The sequence below is a fragment of the Sphingobacterium sp. UBA7631 genome, from assembly GCF_002483935.1.
GTDB lineage: Bacteria > Bacteroidota > Bacteroidia > Sphingobacteriales > Sphingobacteriaceae > Sphingobacterium > Sphingobacterium multivorum.
Genome location: NZ_DLIX01000002.1, coordinates 448,602 through 466,863 on the forward strand (window position 1 = coordinate 448,602; position 18,262 = coordinate 466,863).

Genomic DNA, 18,262 nt, shown 5'->3' on the forward strand with positions numbered 1-18,262 from the left:
ATGTTTTTCGCATCGAACTCCCTTTTTCTGTAACGAAGCATCCATTTTATACAATAAAGAACGTGTTTATAAGCTAAAAAGGTGTGTTTCTGCGTATTTGGCAGGACACAAAAGGGTGGTTTATCGATCTGATGGTACTGTTTAAAAGAATTAATGGCTAAATTTAGTATACAGAAATTTTTTTAATAGGAGATTTTTGGAAAGCATTAGCCTCGCCTGCATTTATCTATCGATCAGTTCAAGGTTAATCTTTGAAATTAACAGTACATTATGGAAAGTAACCAACAGGTCAAGTATGCTAAAGATACGGAGATGCACGTACATTATCCAGATTTCATCTGGGTGTGGATCGCTTCGTTTCTTTTTGGCGGCATCTGTTGGTATATTGGAGCGGTAACAGCGCTATCAGGCTGGTTTGATAGCAAGCCGCTGATCATAAGCTATCTATTTAATGTAGTTATCGCTGCATTGACACTCTTTTATATAAGATGGGGGATCAAGCTGTTGGATAAAAAGAAAAGCTGGCGAATGCATATGGGTGATCGTATCGGAACGCAGTTCTTTTTCTGTGTACTACTACCGACCGTATTTCTCTTTGGAATTATCAAACCTGTCGTTCCTCCAAAAAGTGAATGGATATGGCTGCCTTTATTGGTCATATTTCTCTGTATCCTGCTTTTTAACATGATCTATGCCACTTTTTTTTATTGGAGTTTTAATCAGAAAAGGGAATTGTACGTCATCAAGCTGGAACGGACTTTAGAAAGGCAGAACAACGTAGCAGTCAATGCGGATGCGCAAATTGACGCACAATCTTTTGATTTGTATGATACTATAGATCCGGCATCGGCCGATGAGACCGTTAAGGAAACAGATGCTGTGGAGGAAATCGATCTGACGCTGCTCAAATCGATAAATCCGGCAGAGGAGGAGTTTGTGATCAACAACAAGTACCTTACAAAAAAGATTATGTACACGGAGCTGGGTATATTTCTATTTGAGAAGACCAATAATACGCCTATCGTTAAGCTATACCTAAAAGAAGATATGGAAGATAGTAAAGGCTGCGAGCAGCGTAGCCTGAACGAAATTGTGCGCGATACCCACGGCTTTGTGCAGAAAATAGACCGGCATCACGCGATTCCATTGGACATAATCAAGGCCTGCTATCAAATGAAGGGCGGGCGGCTTCGCATCATTTTGCATGTATCGTTTGGAGATATCGACAGTTTTGTCGTTTCGTCGACCATTTCCCGTAGGATAAAAGACTGGGTCATGCTGCAGGTACCTATTGAAAAAGAGAATATACTAAATAATAACCTTTGATAGATTGATTATGGAAAGCATGAAAAGCAACACTTGGAAATGCCGGGCCACAGGCAAGGTGGCATTTCCATCCCGGATCGAAGCCCAATATGCGATGTTCCGTTTTAAATTACGCTCGCGTGTCAAAAATGTCACCAATGGTAAACGCATCAAACACCGGATGGGAAAACCGGCTTGCTGCAGAGCTTATTATTGTAGGCTCTGTGAAGGGTACCATATCACCAAATGGAAAAAGAACAATTTTGAGCGTTACAAGAAAACGGCCTTAACTTGGGACATTTCGTCCGTGATAAGCGACTGGAACTATCTATTGGAGTAGTGTAATAGTTCTCCGCTTGTGTCAGTTAGAAATCGAAAAATGAAATGATTGTTGGCCAACTAAGGTATTATTCTTTGAATTTTAATAAATTAGTAGGATGAGATATTTAATAGTCCTATTGTTAAGTTGGTTTACTTGCTATTCGGCCGCTGCACAAAACCAAGCGAAGGGAAATAGTGCCGTTAAAGATGAGAAGACTTATGTATTGGTCGCCAATAAGATCAATACCGATTTTAATTATAAATTGCTGGATGATTTTGAGCAGTCTTTTTCGGCATTGATCAAGGAAAACAACAGCCGTGAATTGGTATTCAATCCCATAAATGGCAAATACCATTATTATAAATTTGTCGCCACCTATAAAGCAAGGGGTATTTTGCCCGATAGTGATCCTGCAAAGCCGGAGCAAACCTTTCACAATATCTTGATCATCAAAACCGACGACCAGCAAAAGATTGTAGATGGCTATCATTTTGTGCTCGAATGGGGCGAAAAGCCATTATCTTATCCCTTATTTAGGATGAAAGCTGCCGATTTGCTCCTAAAAGAAGGCCTATCATTGAAGCAGCTGAACCTCAAAAGAGTGACGGACAATACGGATTTTGATAGCGATGGTAAGATCAAACTGTCGAGCTGGTAACGTTTAAAAAAGTTAAGAATAGCTTAGAACAATCGTATGGAACTGGATAGCCTTTACATAAGTATTAAAATAGAAAAATCGAGATTAAACGAGTATTTTTCTTCTAAACCGATTTCCCCGAACAAAGATGATAATTGGTCGCAGTGGTGGGAGAGCCGGCAGATGTACAGCAAAACAACGTTGGAAATTATTCCAAGTTATTCACAGGCGCGCATTCGTGAAGTCTTCGATAATCTGCTCAAGGATCAATTTTATGGAGCGAAGGAGTATTATGATGAGGAAAAGCAACACTGGAAATTCGCCGTACTCAACTTCAGTGAAAACTATCTTGAAATATTGCCGATGCTGGCTCTCTTAAAACAACTGGAGGGCTACGTTTTGGAGGGTTATGCCCTGATTTTTGACTGGATGTGGGGTGGTGATACGGTGATGGCCTATGTTGACTTTACCGCGGGAAGTGCCTTGCTCGAAACGGTTACGGAATCTTATGCGGTCGAACTCAAACGATTTGAAGAAGCTAATCAAGGCTTACAATCGCTAGCTGAAGAGCTGGGGGCCGGCTAACAGCTAGAAGTGTCTGCCTTCATGTGCAAATTATAACCTAATATCACCTTATTTTAACCTCTTTTAGTTAAGCATTGTAATACTAAATTGGCTATGGTATATTTAGTGTCATATTGACATTTATTTAAATCTAAATTGTTATGAAGCCAGTTCAGTTCAAAGTTCCTGCTCCTCAGGATAAATCGATCTATATTCAAGAAGATGTGCTGGATAAGTTTTATCCGCATATGCATCGTCATGAGGAATATCAATTAATCTGGATTAAAGAAGGCATTGGCCAGCTCCTCCTTGACGATAATGTGCATGAATTTCAACCCGGTGACATTTTTCTATTGGGGACAAACCAGGCCCATGTGTTTAAAAGTTTCATTGCAGGCGAAAGTGTGCGGTCTGTCTCCTTATTTTTTAGCGCGAAAGGAGCACTGTCTACCATGGCTACCATGCCCGAACTTCGAAACCTGCTTGATTTTGTGCATAAATGCCAGCGGGGGTTTAAGGTTCCACCGAAACTTCAGGGGCAGGTGTGCTATTATATTGAAATACTGCAAAAGTCCGACTTTCTGGATCAGCTTGTCAATTTTTTTTATTTGTTAAAATCACTCAGCAAAGTATTTACTGAATTGGAGCCCCTTTCGGGTGTACAATTGCCCAAAAGGGAAATCTCCAAACCTTTCCGTATTGAAAAGCTATGTAAATTTTTGGAAGAGCATTTTAAAGAGAATATCAGTTTGGATGAAATCGCTGAAAAAGCAAATCTGACACCGCACGCCTTCTGCCGCTATTTTAAAAACTGTACGGGAAAGACATTCATCGCCTATTTGAATGAACTGCGTATCCGCGAAGCCTGTAAATTATTGGGTTTAGGAAGGCACGATTCGATCTCTTTAATAGCCTACGATGCTGGCTTTAATAGCATCACTAATTTTAACCGTGTTTTCCGGAATATCTTAGGGGTATCTCCTAAGATATACGTCCGCAACTACCGGAATTACCTATACGATTAACGGACTTTTTAATCGCTTTACGCCTTTTGATCCCATCTGGCCAAAGGTCGCTCAATTTCCTGCGCGATTTCGGCGCTGATTCAATTCCGTCTAACCATAACAGGAAGAATATTTATGCTATGGTTAGACGGAATTGCTGTTTTATGCACTGTGCTGCAATCCTACACCTCGCCAATAGGCCTCTTTTTCTTTTGTTAAAATGTTAGAACGAGTGGGTAAGATCTGACCGAAAACCGCTGTTTCGAAGCACTAATTTTGTTACAGAAAGAACAACTAATCAATTTTTTAACATACTGTAGCCGCCTTTTTTAGAAAGGAACCGCGTTTATCCCAGGGGTAGATGTGTGGTCGACGGTATGTTAAGATGAACACCTGCTTAACGAAATTATGACTATGCATGAAAACCTTCCAAAAAAATGCTTAACGGGTATTTTTATGTTGCTGCTGTTGGTCTGTCAACAGCTGTATGCGCAACAACAGAGAACGGTCACGGGGATTGTTAAAGACGAAAAAGGCACACCTTTGTCTGATCTGAGTATTTTAGAGAAAGGCATCCGCAATGCCACCAAAACAGATGCGGATGGAAAATTCAGCCTACCGCTTAAATCGGCAAATCCAACCCTGATTTTTAGTTACGTCGGTTATGTACGGCAGGAGAAACAGCTGCGTGCCGGCGAAAATACACTTCAGATTACGATGAAGGAAGATGGAACGGGGCTGGATGAGGTGGTCGTAATGGGCTATCAGGATGTGCAGCGCCGGAAGACGACAGGAGCTATTGCTACCGTAAAAGGGAAGGATTTTGAAAATACGCCCTATGCAACCTTCGATGCCATGCTGCAGGGACGCGTGGCCGGTCTGACCGTGTTGAGCACATCGGGTGAACCCGGTACCAATAACATTGTCAACATCCGCGGGACGAGCAACCTGGGTCTAGCAGACAACCAACTGCAGGCGCCCTTGTACGTGATCGATAATATTATTTACGACGTGAGTGATATCCGGTCGGCTTACGGTAATGCAAGTCCTTTGCAGGCCATTAATCCCAACGACATCGAATCGGTTGATATCCTGAAAGACGCTTCGGCATCGGCCATTTATGGCGCCCGTGCTGCCAATGGGGTCATTATCATCAAAACCAAACGTCCGGCGCAGGGGAAACCCGAAATACGGATCTCGGCATACAATGGAGTTTCCAGCCGTCCGGCCATGAAGCCCATCACCGTGGGAGCCGCCGAGCGCAGGCTGAAAATGAACTTGCTCTATCAGGGTGGATCGTATGACTGGTTCAACAATGGGTCCATTAGCCCCATGCTGACAGATAGTTTAAATCCGGCCTTTAACAACAATACCGATTGGCAGGGTCTTTTTCTGCAGTCGGCCAATATCAACAATATCAATGTGAGTATCGGTGCCACCATGGAGAAATTTTTATACCGTTTCTCGGCACAGCGTTATTATGAGCAGGGCGTAATGATGGGCTTTGAAAATGAAAACCTCACCCCACGCCTGATGTTACAGGCCAACCCGACGGACAATTTCCAATTTGAGACCAACTTGTTCGCAGGTTTTACTAAAGCGAAACATGGTTCGGGTGACGATACCAAATATCCTTTTAGTACCTGGGGATTTCCTTCTTCTTTCTATCAGATTACAGATGTAGATGAGCAGATCTATACCGGGCGCTACGACGGTCTGATGGATCGCGATAACTCCTTCAGCCTGAATGGAAACTTCGCTGGGACACTCAAGAAATTTCTGATCAATGGCCTGACCCTGCGCTCGCAGTTTTCGTTTAATGTCAATAATAATACGCGCGATCTTTTTCGTCCCAAACTGCTGACAGGTAATAGAAACTATGCACAAAATTGGGTGAATCAAAACAAGCGCTGGGAATGGGAAACCTATTTTAACTACATTAAGAGCATCCGCAACATCCACAATTTTACGGCCGTTTTGGGTACTGGTATTGAACGGAACACGTCCAATGAAAACTATATGTATGGCTATAACGACAATGGAACTTATGTGAAAACCGTAAGCGGTATCCCTTCCGGGCCGGATCTCTATGCGACGACTTCCATCAGCGAGCGCTCACGCGTATCGGTATTCGGTCGTTTTGGCTATGATTATAAGGACAAATACCTGCTTTCTGCAAGTTACCGGATGGATGCCTCGTCGCGTTACAGCAAGGATAACCGCTGGGGTATTTTCCCGTCCATATCTGCCGGCTGGGTACTTTCGGAAGAGCCTTTTTTCCAGGGAGCCAAAAATGCCATATCCTTTTTCAAAATAAGGGGTAGCTATGGTATTACAGGGCGCGATCCGGGTTCGTACTACGCACGCTATACAGGACTGACTTTTGATGCATCTTATGCAGGATCGGTGCTGGAAAATGGTATTGCTGGTTCGGTACTCTCGTATAACGGTAAGCCGACAGTATCTCCTAATTATGCGGCGGCGGCAACATCACCGACGATCCGATGGGAGCGCTCACCGCAGTTTAATGCCGGATTCGATATGAACCTGCTGCACGACCGAGTTACGGTAACTGCCGATTTTTATGTGCGCGACTCCAAAGAGTTGGTTTACGATCTGACGATGCCCGCTACTTCGGGATATAGCACCGTCTCCAATAATTTTATCAGTGTGAGAAACAGTGGTGTGGAAATGACGATTATCTCCCGAAATATGGCTCCTTCGTCGGCATTCCAGTGGACGACCAATTTCAATATGGCTTATAATAAAAATTATGTCACCAGCCTGCCGGATGGTGGAAAGGAAATACAAGTGGGACCACCCTGGATGCAACGCGCCCTGAATGTAGGCCAGCCTATTTTTCCATTCAAAGTATGGGATGTGGATGGCGTATATGCGACCAATGCTGACGTGCCTGTCGATCCATTGACCGGAAGAAGAATAGCGCACTTTAATCGGTCGGTCCTTTATCAGGCTGGCGATCCGCGCCGACGGGATGTCAATGGGGATTATGTGATCGATTACAACGACAAAATTGATATGGGAAATCCAAATCCTGACCTCGTAGGCGGATTTATCAATCAGTTCTCCTACAAGAATTTTAGCTTATCCACGCTCGTAAGTTTTGTCTTTGGACGCTCCTTGTGGAACGGTTACCTGTCGGATAAATTACAGGACGCCGGTTCATCTGCCCTTTATTCGACCTGGGGAACCAATTCGGCGATTGCAGGCGATTTTAAGCCGAGCGACTTCTGGATGAAAGACGGCGATCAGACCAAATACCCTACTTTGTTTCGCAATACGGTAGACAACTGGCACATCGCCAACAGCACGTTTGTGGAAAATGCCAGTTTTGTACGCCTGAAAAATATTCAGCTGAGCTACACATTCCCGCAGGCCATGATTAAGAAACTTAAGTTGAAAATGCTCCGCATTTATGGGGTCGTGGATAATGTGGCTGTTAAGTCCTGGTCTTCTGTGCCGGACCCTGAAGCAGTGGAAGCCAATGGTTATTCAACGGGTAACGGATATCCGATCCCGAAGAAATGGACAATAGGCTTGGATGTTACCTTTTAATCATGTCAGTTCCATCGGATAACGGTGGCTTAAAATTATTTAGAGATGAAAAGAAAAATATTGTTTTTAATGCTGAGTGCTTTCATGTATCTCGCTTCAGGCTGCTCCAAGTTTCTGGACATTGAGCCTGTCAGTTCGGCAACCGACGAGAACTTCTGGAAAACGCAGGAAGATGCCAATAGTGCAACCAACGCCATGTATGCGCTGCTGCGCAAGGCCCTAAATCAAGCCAACGGTATGGCCTACTATGCCTATGGCGATTTGCTAACGGACGAAATTACTTCTTCGACCAACGCAGACTTTAGTCCGATTGTCAATATGCAGCTCAACACGGCTGTAGCAGCTTCGGAAACTTGGCGGCCCGCGTATCAGCTGCGGCGCTATGATGTCTTCTATCAGGCCATAGACCAGGCCAACCGCGTTATCCAGAGGCTACCTAAGATGGACGAAAATGTCTTTGACAATGTATCGACCAGGGATTACTATATCGGCGAAGCTTACTTTGTGCGTGCATTTGCCTATTTCTATATAGCGAGAGTATGGGGAACAGTGCCAATTATCACAGCATCTGTGGTGCCCATCGATGCTGTAAATCTCCCAGCAAGTAAAGAGAGCGATGTGTTGGATCAGAGCCAGGCAGATCTATCCAAAGCACTGACCTTATTGAAATGGAATAATATTGACCAGAATGATTTTGCCTTGCGTGCGAATATCGGAGCAGCACTTGCCCTGCAGGCACATCTGAGTGCCTGGCGCGGCGAATATGCCGACTGCATCGAGGCGGCCAAATCGGTACTGGAAAGCGGCGAGTATTCCTTTGTGGGAAGGGACAGTCTGAACTACCGCAGTATTTATCAGGGAAAATCCAACGAGGGTATTTTTGAAATCTCCCAAAATGGGGAAAACGAAGGTACAAACTCGGGAATTGGATACTTTTCGCTAGCCGGACCTTATTTTCGGACTTTAACAGATCCAATTTTAAGAATCAGTCAGGATTACATTAAAACGCTCTTTAAAGACAGTAACGATAAACGATTTAAAAGTGTGTTTGATATGGTTTATAACGGTAACTATGCGCTGTGTACGAAATATGCAAATGTTAAGTTTTCGAGTAATGCGTCAAATGCCAATGCGATTTTTAAAAATAACATCATCATCTTTCGCTATTCTGATATTAAGCTGCTGATGGCAGAGGGATTGGCCGCAACGGGTAAAAATAGCTCCGCAGAAACCATTTTAAATGAAATCCGCACGCAAGCTGGACTGCCTGCCTACACAAACGAGGAACCGCTCATTGAGGCCATCTTTAGTGAAAGAGCGCGCGAGCTTTTTCTGGAAGGCCATCGCTATTACGATCTCGTGCGGTTGTATAAACACTTTAACGTCTATAAATTTCCGGAAGGCAAAATGAACCAGTCGCAATTTAATGCGAAGAAATACTTTTGGCCATTTGATCCATCGTTGTTGTCTGCCAATCCTATGCTGAATCAGACACCATACTGGGGAACTGTCAATATGTAAACCACTAAACCTAAAAAAAATGAAAACCTTATATCGATTTGCGTTGCTGATGGCTTTTGGACTGACCGTGATCGGTTGCAAGAAAGCAGCTTATCTGACGGATGACGGCCTCCATACAGCCGAAGTCAATCTGTCTACTTACGACTACCTGGCAGCTCATCCTAATGGGATGTTTGACACCCTGCTGCTGGTAATTGACCATTTTAAACTCAAAGACGAAATCAACAAGGCGAAAACCTTTTGGGCGCCTTCGGATTATTCGGTCAACCGCTATTATAAACAGAAGGTAGACTCGGTGAAGTATGTGGATGAAAATGCACAGTATTCTTTTGACCAGTTTCTCAACGAAATCCCTGTAGATTCAGTGAGGGCATACATCTACAACGATGCCCCTTACAATTTAGAAACGGCCAGCACAGCGTATACGACGATTAGTAATGCGGCCAATGTGGGTGGATTTTTCTATCATAAGCAAAAGCAGCCCAAAGCGGCCTGGTCTTCGCAGCCTGTTTATTATCTGTACTACGTCAAAGTGCGTGGCGAGGCCGATCAGATCAGTCCCGACGGTATTGTTACGGTCAAAGAAGATGATCAGGCCGATATGCGGGTATATTGTCAGACTACTGGTATTAAAACAGCTTCAGGAACTATGCTGAATGTGTTGGCCAATACACATACGTTTATCGGCGATTTTGTGCCGCGCATCCTCACGGGGCCTAAAATCGTGGAAACTGGTGCTACGCTTACCTTTACCTACGACCTGAGTATTAAATACGATGCCGCCGGTTATACTGGCACCACAGTAGACGTTTTGCTTCCGCGTTTAGCACGCTTTTATGGCGTAGAGAGTGGGGCAATATCCGCATTGGTAGGCAAGGACATCACCTATTATGCCGTGCAGCCTGATGGTAACTTAAATGCAAACAGTACCGCGAACGCACCAGGACACTGGTTCGATGCCAAAGGGCAGACCTGTTCGTGGGGTGCCGATGCACGCATTGTATCTGAGCTGGCAACCTCAACGATGACCTTTAATATACTGCAATATCCAGGGCAAACAACGGTGGGTAGTACCTATACGGTACGACAATCCCTCGTGTACAAGTCGAAAACAAAGGGTGATTTGAATGCTGTTTTTGTATTCAACATTAAGATCAAATAAATTATGAAACTAGCTGGATGGATTCCGCGGCAGTGCTGAATCAACCGGATGGTTTCGTCACACATGAAAAAATAAAACAGATGAAAAAACGAAGTTTTATAATCGGCTTAGCAGGTTTATCCCTCGGGCTATTGGATTCCTGCAAGAGTGATCAAATAGGCTATTTAAGTGAAAATATACGCTATAATGTGGAGAATCTGCAGGTCAATCAGGGGGCAGTGGTGTACACGGATGCCATTGTTGCCAATGGAAGCACAACCCCGCTGACCGTGAATCTGCTTGCGGTAAGAAATAAGGAAACCGGCGAGCTCTCAACAGAATTTTCAAAAGAGCATGAGATATCCACCTACCTGGCGGAGATCACCTGGCGGGATACCACCCTGGATCTGTTGAATGCCAAGATCGGCAAAGCTAAATATCCACCGATGATGCTCAATGCGACCGGTGGTCGCGTGGGTTTTACACAGGCGACGCAATTTGTGACCCCGGGACAGTACACGATCGATGTGGAGGTGAGCAATGTCGCCGGACAGAAAAAATTTAAGAATATACTGGACTTTAATGTCATCGGTGCTAAGAAGGAAGATATTTTATTTAAATCATGCACGAGTTCGGACTACGGGGCCGAATCCAATTTTCTACCGTATACAGACTATGAGATCGTCGTAGAGCATCAGGCGGAAGGAGAAAACAAAATTGTATATCAATGGGAAGATAAAAACGGCAAGCCCTTCAATCCTAAAAAAGGCGAGGTCATCAAACGTGGGGACCGGCCGACATTCAAAAATTGGTCGCCTTACTATCCGGAGGAAGTTACCGATACGGGCTTGGTGTATCGCTATCCAGATGTTTCGGGTCTGGTGTATCCCATCATGAACGGTACTTATGTAGGCACAGAATTTTGGTCGGGTGATCCCATTTCTTATTACCGTATTGTTGGTACGGCGAATACGCTGGGACGTAATCTTAACCCCGTATCGACCATCAAATTCTACCGAAGTGGTACCTATACCGTTCGCTTCCGTTTTTTGACCATTACACATAGTTGATCTCTACCTATTAAACGCTCAAATGATGAAAAGTATAGTATTGCATAAAGTCCTGCTGACGCTGATTTCAGCACTTGTTTTCCTTTCGCAGGGATGCAGCAAAAAAGAAGTAGCGCTTCCTGTCGAGGAAGAGGTCACCACGCCGCCCGTTACTGTGGGAACAGATTCTTTGAAGATTTATAAGCCAAAGGAATTTGAAGGCATGGATTATAACGATAAAGGGAGCAAATGGTCCTATTCGCGGAGCCGTCAGTCGGAGCATTTTATTGTGTTCTGGGGTGCAAGTTATGGGAAGAACGATCCCAATGCGAACACCGTACCTGAAGAATATCGCGTCGATATTGATGATCTTTTGGCCAAGGCCGAACAGTTCTACGCATTGAACGTCGGCACGCTGAAGTTTGCAGAACGCAAAGTGAACCGATCCAATCTGGATAAATACAAAATGATGATTTTTGTGCATTATACGACAGAATGGATGGCGTATGGCGGCGGTTACGACGATACAATAGGGGCACTGTGGATTAATCCGGCGACCTGTAAACCGGTGGGTTCTGTAATTGCGCACGAGATCGGGCACAGTTTTCAATATCAGGTATTTGCCGATCTGAAAGGCGGACATGGGTTTCGTTACGGCTACGGCGGGACGAGCGGCAACGGATTTTGGGAGCAGACCGCGCAATGGCAGGCCTACCAAACCTATCCCGCACAGGCATTTTCGGGAGCCGATTTTCCCGTCTATACCGAAAATTATCATCGCCATATTCATCACGAGAAATATCGTTATGCCAGCTATTTCATCCATTGGTATTGGACCAGCAAACATGGGATCGATATGATTGGCCGCATCTGGCGCGAAGCTTTAAAACCCGAAGATCCGGTGCAGGCTTATATGCGTATAACGGGTATCGATGTGAAGCAGTTCAACAATGAGATCTATGATGCGGCGGCCCACTTTGTGACCTGGGACCTGAACAGCATCCGGGAGTATGGGAAGAATTATATCGGTAAGCTGACGACCAAATTCACCCGGCAGTCCAACGGTAGTCTTCGCGTTGCCTATGATCGTTGTCCGGGCACTACGGGTTATAATGTGATTCCACTAGACCTGCCGGCTGCGGGAACTAAGGTTTCGGTAGCTTTTAAAGGCCTACCAAATGCTGCCGGATTCAATCCGGTGGATGCCAGCCGTGCCGGATGGCGCTATGGCTATGTGGCATTATTGAAAGATGGCACGCGGGTATATGGTGACAGGACGGAAGGCACGGAGAATACGGTCGCGTTTACTGTTCCGGCCAATTGTAGCAACCTCTGGTTTGTCGTCACTGGTGCTCCATCTGTTTACCAACCACATGCCTGGGATGATGACGACAGCAACGATGAGCAATGGCCTTACGAAATCAAAATACAGGGTACAACGGCTATGGGATACAATGAGGTGAGCAGTCAGCCGAAAGATATCGCATTGAATTATGACCTGAGCTTCCCGGCAGATGCTACAGGGTATTCGGGTACGCAAGTAAGCGTCAATGCGACTCAGCTAGGGGAGGCCTTGGCCATACCTTCGGCAGACCTGGCGGTTTTGATGAGCAGTGGAAAAATTAAGTTCTATGCTGTGGAGCCGAATGGAAGTTTAAATCCCAACAATACGGCCACCGGGTACGGGCATTGGTTTACGCCTGCCGGGGCCGTCACCAACTGGGGCGCTAGTGCGGGCTTGTTTTCGGAATTTAACGCAAGTACGATAACGTTCTCGATCGGACAATATCCGGGAGCTCTGGCAGCTGGAAAGAAATATACCATTAAGCAGGCACTGGTGTATACCTACGAAGGAGCGAAAACCGTACAGGCGACGTTTACATTTAATGTGAATGTGAAATAAGAGTTAGTTGGAACCGCTAGATTAGGTGATGGTTCATATGTTTATGTTTATTTAAGTGAAGGCCACGTCGGGAGATGTGGCTTTTTGTTTGTTGTCTGGAGTTGAATAAAAATGTAAAGCGACGAGGAAATTAAATTTTTGCAGCTTGATGATTATATCGGGATTTATAGCCTTGTTGAGCCAAATGAACTGTTTTTGAAATAAAAGATTATTATATCTGGGGGACCAGGCTTTGAATAATTAAGTGCTGGAGAATTTAATCAGAAACTCCGGTCAGTAGGATGCAGCACCCTTGCTTGAAGAACTATCATCCTTGTTTCCAGGTTGCAGTCATAGAGAAGTTCTTTTTCTATAGTACCGGAGAGAACGTTGTTATGCAGCAGAATTTCTATGATATCTTTTCTGTGGAGCGCACAATTCATTTTGCTATAAAGAATTTCAAGGGGATTTTTACAGGATTTGGTGTTGTTTTTTTTGAAAATAGCTGTGTATATCCCTGCCAATCGCTCAATTTCGTGTTCATCTTTTGCCTTTTCGGCGATTTCGGTCAGTAGCTTCGAGTCGCCACTTCTGTAATTAGAAATCAGCAATTCCAAATAGTCAATCGGATTTTTGGCTGTTTGTATTTTCTCCAGAGCAAAGTCTCTAATGGCTTTGCTTTTTAGATGTTTTAGTGCATTAAGGGCATTTTCAGCTATGCTGTTTTTGCCTGTTCCCTTTTGTTTAGCAAAGTCTAAAATGAATTGGCTATCATAAGGAAATTTGTGAAAGTCAAAAATATCCAAAAGGCGTTCAATATTTCCCTGGTCCGTTTCTTTCAAAAGATGCTTTGCAATGGTGTTTATCTCTTCTTCTGTTAGCTTTCTCATTCTTGCAAAAGAAATACAGGGTTTACTATTTAACACTTCATCAAGAATGTCTTTGTATTTTTGGGGTTTTGTCCGCTGCGTTTTCTGGTTTATTTCTGTTCGCTGTATGTTGTCAAGGTAAAAGCGAATGAACTTATTAGTTTGGGCTTTCTTTTTAAGTTCTTCAGCAACCTGTATGCTTTGGTTTTCTGCTTGAAAATGCTGAATTATGCCATCGTTTTGCCAATCGTCATGGTGTTGTTCAATGTATTTTCCAAATTTCTCGGCAACGTAAAATAAGCCGTTTAGTCCATCAAGTTCTAGTATTTCATAGGCTCCGACCCAATCAGCGCCGGCGATCGGATTGTTTAAAAACCGGTCATAAATAGCTTGTTTTGCCTCGGTGTCATTTTGCTGCGCGTAAAGTTTTGCCAGGGCAAACAAATGTGTCAGATTCCAGGTGTCATCCTGTTCTTTTGCCAAGCCCTGCAAAACGGCTTTACGGATTTTGTCTTTTTGTTTTGAAATAGAAATAATCTCAAAAATATAAGTTGCCCGGTCGCCTTCAGACTGTCCGTCATAGGCGAAAATGTTTAATGCGCCTTGTATAATTTGATTCGAAAAGTCAATTTCAGGATGCTCTTTTACGATCAGATATGCTTCACCTGTTCCGCGTTTCAGTGCATGTAGAAATTGTCGTTTTAGGATTCTTAAATCGGGCATAATCGAAAGAATGGGGTTTAAAGAAAACTCAATGAGAGGGGATGCGCCTGAAAACTGCTTTTAATTTATCGATTGTGATCTTCAGCGATGATTTCGTCGATCTCATTACATATTCGCTGTATCGGTTTTGTAAAATAATGCTGTGCGAGCTGCACCTTCTTTTCTTTACCCTGTTCATTTAGATAACGGGCGTGAAGCGATACACTCACGGTGATGAGGCCGTACTGCTTGAGTTTATGGATTGTAAATCCCTGTAGGCTTTCCAGCGGAACAGTCACCTCTTTGCCCAAAAGTCCCTTTCGGACGCGCATTTCCCGTCTGTCCATGTCAATGATAAAATAGGCTCTAAGCAGGGAAATCATCAAGATAACGACAACACCAAGCATCCACCATTTGAAAGAGGATTCGGGCATTTTGATGAACCCAACTAGGGCCATAATGAAAAATATACCAACCAAAGGAACATAGGTTCCTAATTGGGGTTTCATTTTGTACTCGTTTCCGTTTCTTTCGAAGTTTTTCATGTGCTTATCGCTAATTTAGCTATATCAATATTCCAATCTGGTGATGCGGTTATCTGGTATGTTAAATAATTGATTTAGAGAATATCATTATTTGGTGGCGCATTGAGCTAGATTTTCAGTAAATGATTTCATTTTTTAAGTTTCCTAGTAAATAAAGTTATAAATTTACTTCAGTAAAAAAAAGGCCAAAAAAACACTACATTCTTTAATTCTGGATCATTTAGTGTGAGTACGATTTCTGATGGGGGAATAAGCATGAAGATAATTTGTAGTAGATTAGCTTAACAAAATATGAGAAGAAGTGTGCGAATTATATCGCTGGGGTTTTTATTGTTAATCATTGAATATATTATTTGTGTTCTTTTATTTTCTATTGAATCTTTTTTTAAGCACGATAGTCAACTAAATCTTGAGCACGCAATAAGAGGAGCTACCGAAGTAAATTCCTTACGCTTAATATTTTACTTTCCCCTGTGGTGTTTTTTTATGTATTATATATATGATAAGATAAGGTTTAAAAATGTATTGATAAAGCTGGCTTTAATTAACACTGGATTGATATAGAATTAAATTGTAACGGCTTCCTCATAAACGGAAAAACGATAAAGCAGTGGAATGAATTTGAGGAAAGTTATGGTAATAATATTTATTCAAAGTAAGAGCCAATTCTTATAAGCCCTTATCTATTTTGGGGATGGCTTATTTAATTTAATTAACTGGTGAACCTCAGGATTTCTCTTTTGGAACTTGAATTATGGGAACCTATTCAAGGCCAATACTCAAAAACGGCGATATAGATATTACAGGTGTACATGAGTTTTCCTTGGGTGAAGGGGGAGGGGCTGGATACGGTAAAACTACGACAATTTCACTATTTCAGACAAAGTAACAAATATGAAAGCAATTTATAGTATCCTAGCTTTATTAGTTATTGGATGTAATGATCCCAATAGATGTGAAACAACTAAACAATATGCTGAAAGTTTCGAGGCTAATGTTGTTCTTTTAAAAGAACCTAAGATCAAGTATCAGGATTTTATCTTGGTTGGAGTTGATCCAACTACTAAGAGAGATACAGTACAATTGCTGCCCGGTAGGTGGTTTTACCATGTTACACCTTTTTGTGATTTAGGTGATACCATCGTTAAACGGAAAGGCATTCCCATAATTGAAGTCCATAAAACAAAAAAGATGTTCGATACTACTCGGATTGACATAGAGTTAAATTGTATTGATTATTTCATAAACGGAAAAACGATAGAGCAGTGGAATGAATTTGAGAAAAGTTACGGTAATAATATGTATTCAAAGTAAGAGCTAATTCGTTATTTCAAACAAATTAAAATGAAAATAATTTATAGTATCGCGTTAATCGCTTTAACAGGATGCACAACGTCTTCTAATGACGGTTGTGAGAAATATATGGAGTATATAAATGGACTTCAGACAAATATAATCCTTCTAAAAAAAACTAAAGTAAAGTTTGAAGACTTTATTCTTATTGGAGTTGATCCTAGTACAAACAGAGATACTGTTCAATTTCTTCCATCCAGGTGGTTTGTTCATTTAAAGCCTTTATGTGATTTGGGAGATACTATTGTTAAACGTAGGGGGACTTCTATTATTGAACTTCATAAAACAAGAATGAAATATGATTTGAGACAATTTGATCTTACTTCAACTTGTGGCGATTATTTAATGAATGGGATGTCTTATGATCAATGTAATCAATTTCAGGAAAGTTATGATAAAAAGCATCATTCACAATAAGAATAGATCTTCATAAGCCTATCTATAATGGGTAAGGGCTTTGTTTACTTAATTGGCGAAACTCAGCACTTCTCTTTTGGGACAAGAATTATGTGTACTTATTCAATGCCGCTAAGGTCCGACGGCAAAATAGATCCTGATAGGGCACATAAGTTTACTCTGGTTGAAGGCGTTGATGCAGGTTATGGTAATAACCACGACAATTTCATTATCACAGACAATTAATAAATATGAAAGTAATATATAGTATACTCATCTTGCTAACTATTGGATGTAGTGATCCAAATAATTGTGAAGAAACTAAACAATATGTTGAAAGTCCCGAGGTAATATTATTCTGCTAAAAGAACCTAAGATTAAGTATAAAGATTTTATCCTTATTGGAGTTGATCCTATTACCAAAAGAGATACCGTACAGTTGTTGCCCGGTAGATGGTTTTTCCAAGTGACCTCTTTTTGTGATATAGGTGATACCATTGTTAAACGGAAGGGCATTCCCATAATTGAATTTCATAAAACAAAAATGAAATATGGTACCACGCGATTTGACATAGAAGCAACTTGCGACAGTTATCTCATAAATGGAAAGACGATAAGACGATGGAAAGAACTTCTGGAAAGTTATGATAATAATAAGTATCATTCACAGTAAGAACTAATCCTTATAAACCCTTACCTATTTTGGGGCGGGCGTGTTTAATTAACTGGTGAACCTCACGACTTCTCTTTTGGAACTGGAATTATGGGGACCTACTCAAGGCCAATACTCAAAAAAGGGCGACGCACTACGGGTATAAATAAGTCTTTCTCTCGGGGAAGGAATTGGTGCAGGTTATGGTAAAACTATGACAATTTCATTATTTCAAACAAATTAAAAATGAAAGCAATTTATAGCATACTACTATTATTAACTTTTGGATGTAATGATCCCAATGGATGTGAAGAAACTAAACAATATGCTGAAAGTTCTGAGGCTAATGTTGTTCTTTTAAAAGAACCTAAGATCAAGTCTCAGGATTTTATCCTTATTGGCGTTGATCCTAGTACAAAAAGAGATACTGTGCAGCTCCTGCCCGCTAGGTGGTTTGTGAATGTGCAACCTTTATGTGATTTAGGTGATACCATTGTTAAACGGAAAGGCGTTCCTATAATTGAAGTTCATAAAACAAAAATGAAATACGATACCACACGATTTGATATAGAATTAACTTGTACCGATTATCTTGTGAATGGAAAGCCCTTAGATCAATGGAATGAATTTCAGAAAAGTTATAATAATAAGCATCATTCACAGTAAGAATCAATACTCATAAGCCCTTATATATAGGTAAGGGCTTTGTTTACTTAATTGGCGAAACTCAGCACTTCTCTTTTG

Annotated in this window: 17 protein-coding genes; 14 read left to right on the forward strand and 3 right to left on the reverse strand. The window is 42.2% G+C overall.

Annotated features, from left to right (window positions below; all coding sequences use genetic code 11):
* The first annotated feature begins 270 nt into the window (after window positions 1-270).
* The 10 genes from B3P16_RS02080 (at window position 271) to B3P16_RS02125 (ending at window position 13,022) form a co-directional block, all read left to right on the forward strand.
* Window positions 271-1,326 (forward strand): hypothetical protein, encoded by a 1,056-nt coding sequence (locus tag B3P16_RS02080; RefSeq protein WP_286841136.1) that lies wholly within the window; start codon window positions 271-273, stop codon window positions 1,324-1,326.
* A 19-nt stretch (window positions 1,327-1,345) separates the two neighbouring features.
* A complete protein-coding gene (locus B3P16_RS02085; protein ID WP_286841137.1) occupies window positions 1,346-1,645 on the forward strand; it encodes a hypothetical protein in 300 nt (99 codons plus the stop codon).
* 97 nt (window positions 1,646-1,742) lie between these two features.
* Window positions 1,743-2,285, forward strand: a complete 543-nt coding sequence (locus B3P16_RS02090) for a hypothetical protein (RefSeq protein ID WP_286841138.1) — start codon at window positions 1,743-1,745, stop codon at window positions 2,283-2,285.
* A 36-nt stretch (window positions 2,286-2,321) separates the two neighbouring features.
* Window positions 2,322-2,849 carry a hypothetical protein gene (locus tag B3P16_RS02095; protein ID WP_286841139.1) on the forward strand — a complete coding sequence of 176 codons (528 nt, stop codon included), beginning with the start codon at window positions 2,322-2,324 and terminating at the stop codon, window positions 2,847-2,849.
* 140 nt (window positions 2,850-2,989) lie between these two features.
* Entirely contained in the window at window positions 2,990-3,853 is an 864-nt protein-coding gene (locus tag B3P16_RS02100; RefSeq protein WP_286727924.1) for an AraC family transcriptional regulator, read from the forward strand.
* Between the two features lie 387 nt (window positions 3,854-4,240).
* Window positions 4,241-7,408, forward strand: coding sequence for a SusC/RagA family TonB-linked outer membrane protein (locus B3P16_RS02105; RefSeq protein WP_286841140.1), 3,168 nt, complete (start codon window positions 4,241-4,243; stop codon window positions 7,406-7,408).
* A gap of 45 nt (window positions 7,409-7,453) precedes the next feature.
* Window positions 7,454-8,929: a RagB/SusD family nutrient uptake outer membrane protein gene (locus tag B3P16_RS02110; protein ID WP_286841141.1), complete on the forward strand. Its 1,476-nt coding sequence runs from the start codon at window positions 7,454-7,456 to the stop codon at window positions 8,927-8,929.
* 19 nt (window positions 8,930-8,948) lie between these two features.
* On the forward strand, window positions 8,949-10,091 hold the full coding sequence (locus tag B3P16_RS02115) for a DUF4859 domain-containing protein (RefSeq protein ID WP_286841143.1): 1,143 nt from the start codon (window positions 8,949-8,951) through the stop codon (window positions 10,089-10,091).
* Between the two features lie 80 nt (window positions 10,092-10,171).
* A complete protein-coding gene (locus B3P16_RS02120; RefSeq protein ID WP_286841144.1) occupies window positions 10,172-11,140 on the forward strand; it encodes a hypothetical protein in 969 nt (322 codons plus the stop codon).
* Between the two features lie 22 nt (window positions 11,141-11,162).
* Window positions 11,163-13,022 carry a DUF4859 domain-containing protein gene (locus B3P16_RS02125; protein ID WP_286841145.1) on the forward strand — a complete coding sequence of 620 codons (1,860 nt, stop codon included), beginning with the start codon at window positions 11,163-11,165 and terminating at the stop codon, window positions 13,020-13,022.
* Window positions 13,023-13,282: 260 nt separating this feature from the next.
* On the opposite strand, the gene B3P16_RS02130 is transcribed toward B3P16_RS02125, so the two are convergent.
* Window positions 13,283-14,593, reverse strand: coding sequence for a hypothetical protein (locus B3P16_RS02130; protein ID WP_286841146.1), 1,311 nt, complete (start codon window positions 14,591-14,593; stop codon window positions 13,283-13,285).
* A 65-nt stretch (window positions 14,594-14,658) separates the two neighbouring features.
* Window positions 14,659-15,117, reverse strand: coding sequence for a hypothetical protein (locus tag B3P16_RS02135; RefSeq protein WP_286841147.1), 459 nt, complete (start codon window positions 15,115-15,117; stop codon window positions 14,659-14,661).
* A 754-nt stretch (window positions 15,118-15,871) separates the two neighbouring features.
* Between B3P16_RS02135 and B3P16_RS02140 the strand changes: the two genes are divergently transcribed.
* From B3P16_RS02140 to B3P16_RS02150, 3 genes are read left to right on the forward strand one after another with little or no spacing between them, the layout of a single operon-like run.
* On the forward strand, window positions 15,872-16,006 hold the full coding sequence (locus B3P16_RS02140) for a hypothetical protein (protein WP_286841148.1): 135 nt from the start codon (window positions 15,872-15,874) through the stop codon (window positions 16,004-16,006).
* A gap of 5 nt (window positions 16,007-16,011) precedes the next feature.
* A complete protein-coding gene (locus B3P16_RS02145; protein WP_286841149.1) occupies window positions 16,012-16,431 on the forward strand; it encodes a hypothetical protein in 420 nt (139 codons plus the stop codon).
* Between the two features lie 30 nt (window positions 16,432-16,461).
* Window positions 16,462-16,887 carry a hypothetical protein gene (locus B3P16_RS02150; RefSeq protein WP_286841150.1) on the forward strand — a complete coding sequence of 142 codons (426 nt, stop codon included), beginning with the start codon at window positions 16,462-16,464 and terminating at the stop codon, window positions 16,885-16,887.
* 340 nt (window positions 16,888-17,227) lie between these two features.
* Here B3P16_RS02150 and B3P16_RS02155 read toward each other — a convergent pair whose 3' ends face one another.
* Window positions 17,228-17,401, reverse strand: coding sequence for a hypothetical protein (locus B3P16_RS02155; protein WP_286841151.1), 174 nt, complete (start codon window positions 17,399-17,401; stop codon window positions 17,228-17,230).
* Window positions 17,402-17,764: 363 nt separating this feature from the next.
* On the opposite strand from B3P16_RS02155, the gene B3P16_RS02160 reads away from it, so the two are divergent.
* The gene (locus tag B3P16_RS02160; protein WP_286841152.1) at window positions 17,765-18,184 is read left to right on the forward strand and encodes a hypothetical protein; all 420 of its coding nucleotides are present in this window, start codon (window positions 17,765-17,767) and stop codon (window positions 18,182-18,184) included.
* Window positions 18,185-18,262 lie beyond the last annotated feature (78 nt).

What these genes read in the sequence shown, in the direction of transcription:
- B3P16_RS02095 (WP_286841139.1), top strand. Translation starts at nt 2,322, where the DNA reads ATGGAACTGGATAGCCTTTACATAAGTATTAAAATAGAAAAATCGAGA.
- B3P16_RS02085 (WP_286841137.1), top strand. Translation starts at nt 1,346, where the DNA reads ATGAAAAGCAACACTTGGAAATGCCGGGCCACAGGCAAGGTGGCATTT.
- B3P16_RS02145 (WP_286841149.1), top strand. Translation starts at nt 16,012, where the DNA reads ATGAAAGCAATTTATAGTATCCTAGCTTTATTAGTTATTGGATGTAAT.
- B3P16_RS02105 (WP_286841140.1), top strand. Translation starts at nt 4,241, where the DNA reads ATGACTATGCATGAAAACCTTCCAAAAAAATGCTTAACGGGTATTTTT.
- B3P16_RS02120 (WP_286841144.1), top strand. Translation starts at nt 10,172, where the DNA reads ATGAAAAAACGAAGTTTTATAATCGGCTTAGCAGGTTTATCCCTCGGG.
- B3P16_RS02125 (WP_286841145.1), top strand. Translation starts at nt 11,163, where the DNA reads ATGATGAAAAGTATAGTATTGCATAAAGTCCTGCTGACGCTGATTTCA.
- B3P16_RS02140 (WP_286841148.1), top strand. Translation starts at nt 15,872, where the DNA reads ATGGGAACCTATTCAAGGCCAATACTCAAAAACGGCGATATAGATATT.
- B3P16_RS02090 (WP_286841138.1), top strand. Translation starts at nt 1,743, where the DNA reads ATGAGATATTTAATAGTCCTATTGTTAAGTTGGTTTACTTGCTATTCG.
- B3P16_RS02130 (WP_286841146.1), bottom strand. Translation starts at nt 14,593, where the DNA reads ATGCCCGATTTAAGAATCCTAAAACGACAATTTCTACATGCACTGAAA.
- B3P16_RS02135 (WP_286841147.1), bottom strand. Translation starts at nt 15,117, where the DNA reads ATGAAAAACTTCGAAAGAAACGGAAACGAGTACAAAATGAAACCCCAA.
- B3P16_RS02080 (WP_286841136.1), top strand. Translation starts at nt 271, where the DNA reads ATGGAAAGTAACCAACAGGTCAAGTATGCTAAAGATACGGAGATGCAC.
- B3P16_RS02115 (WP_286841143.1), top strand. Translation starts at nt 8,949, where the DNA reads ATGAAAACCTTATATCGATTTGCGTTGCTGATGGCTTTTGGACTGACC.
- B3P16_RS02150 (WP_286841150.1), top strand. Translation starts at nt 16,462, where the DNA reads ATGAAAATAATTTATAGTATCGCGTTAATCGCTTTAACAGGATGCACA.
- B3P16_RS02160 (WP_286841152.1), top strand. Translation starts at nt 17,765, where the DNA reads ATGAAAGCAATTTATAGCATACTACTATTATTAACTTTTGGATGTAAT.
- B3P16_RS02155 (WP_286841151.1), bottom strand. Translation starts at nt 17,401, where the DNA reads ATGAAATTCAATTATGGGAATGCCCTTCCGTTTAACAATGGTATCACC.
- B3P16_RS02100 (WP_286727924.1), top strand. Translation starts at nt 2,990, where the DNA reads ATGAAGCCAGTTCAGTTCAAAGTTCCTGCTCCTCAGGATAAATCGATC.
- B3P16_RS02110 (WP_286841141.1), top strand. Translation starts at nt 7,454, where the DNA reads ATGAAAAGAAAAATATTGTTTTTAATGCTGAGTGCTTTCATGTATCTC.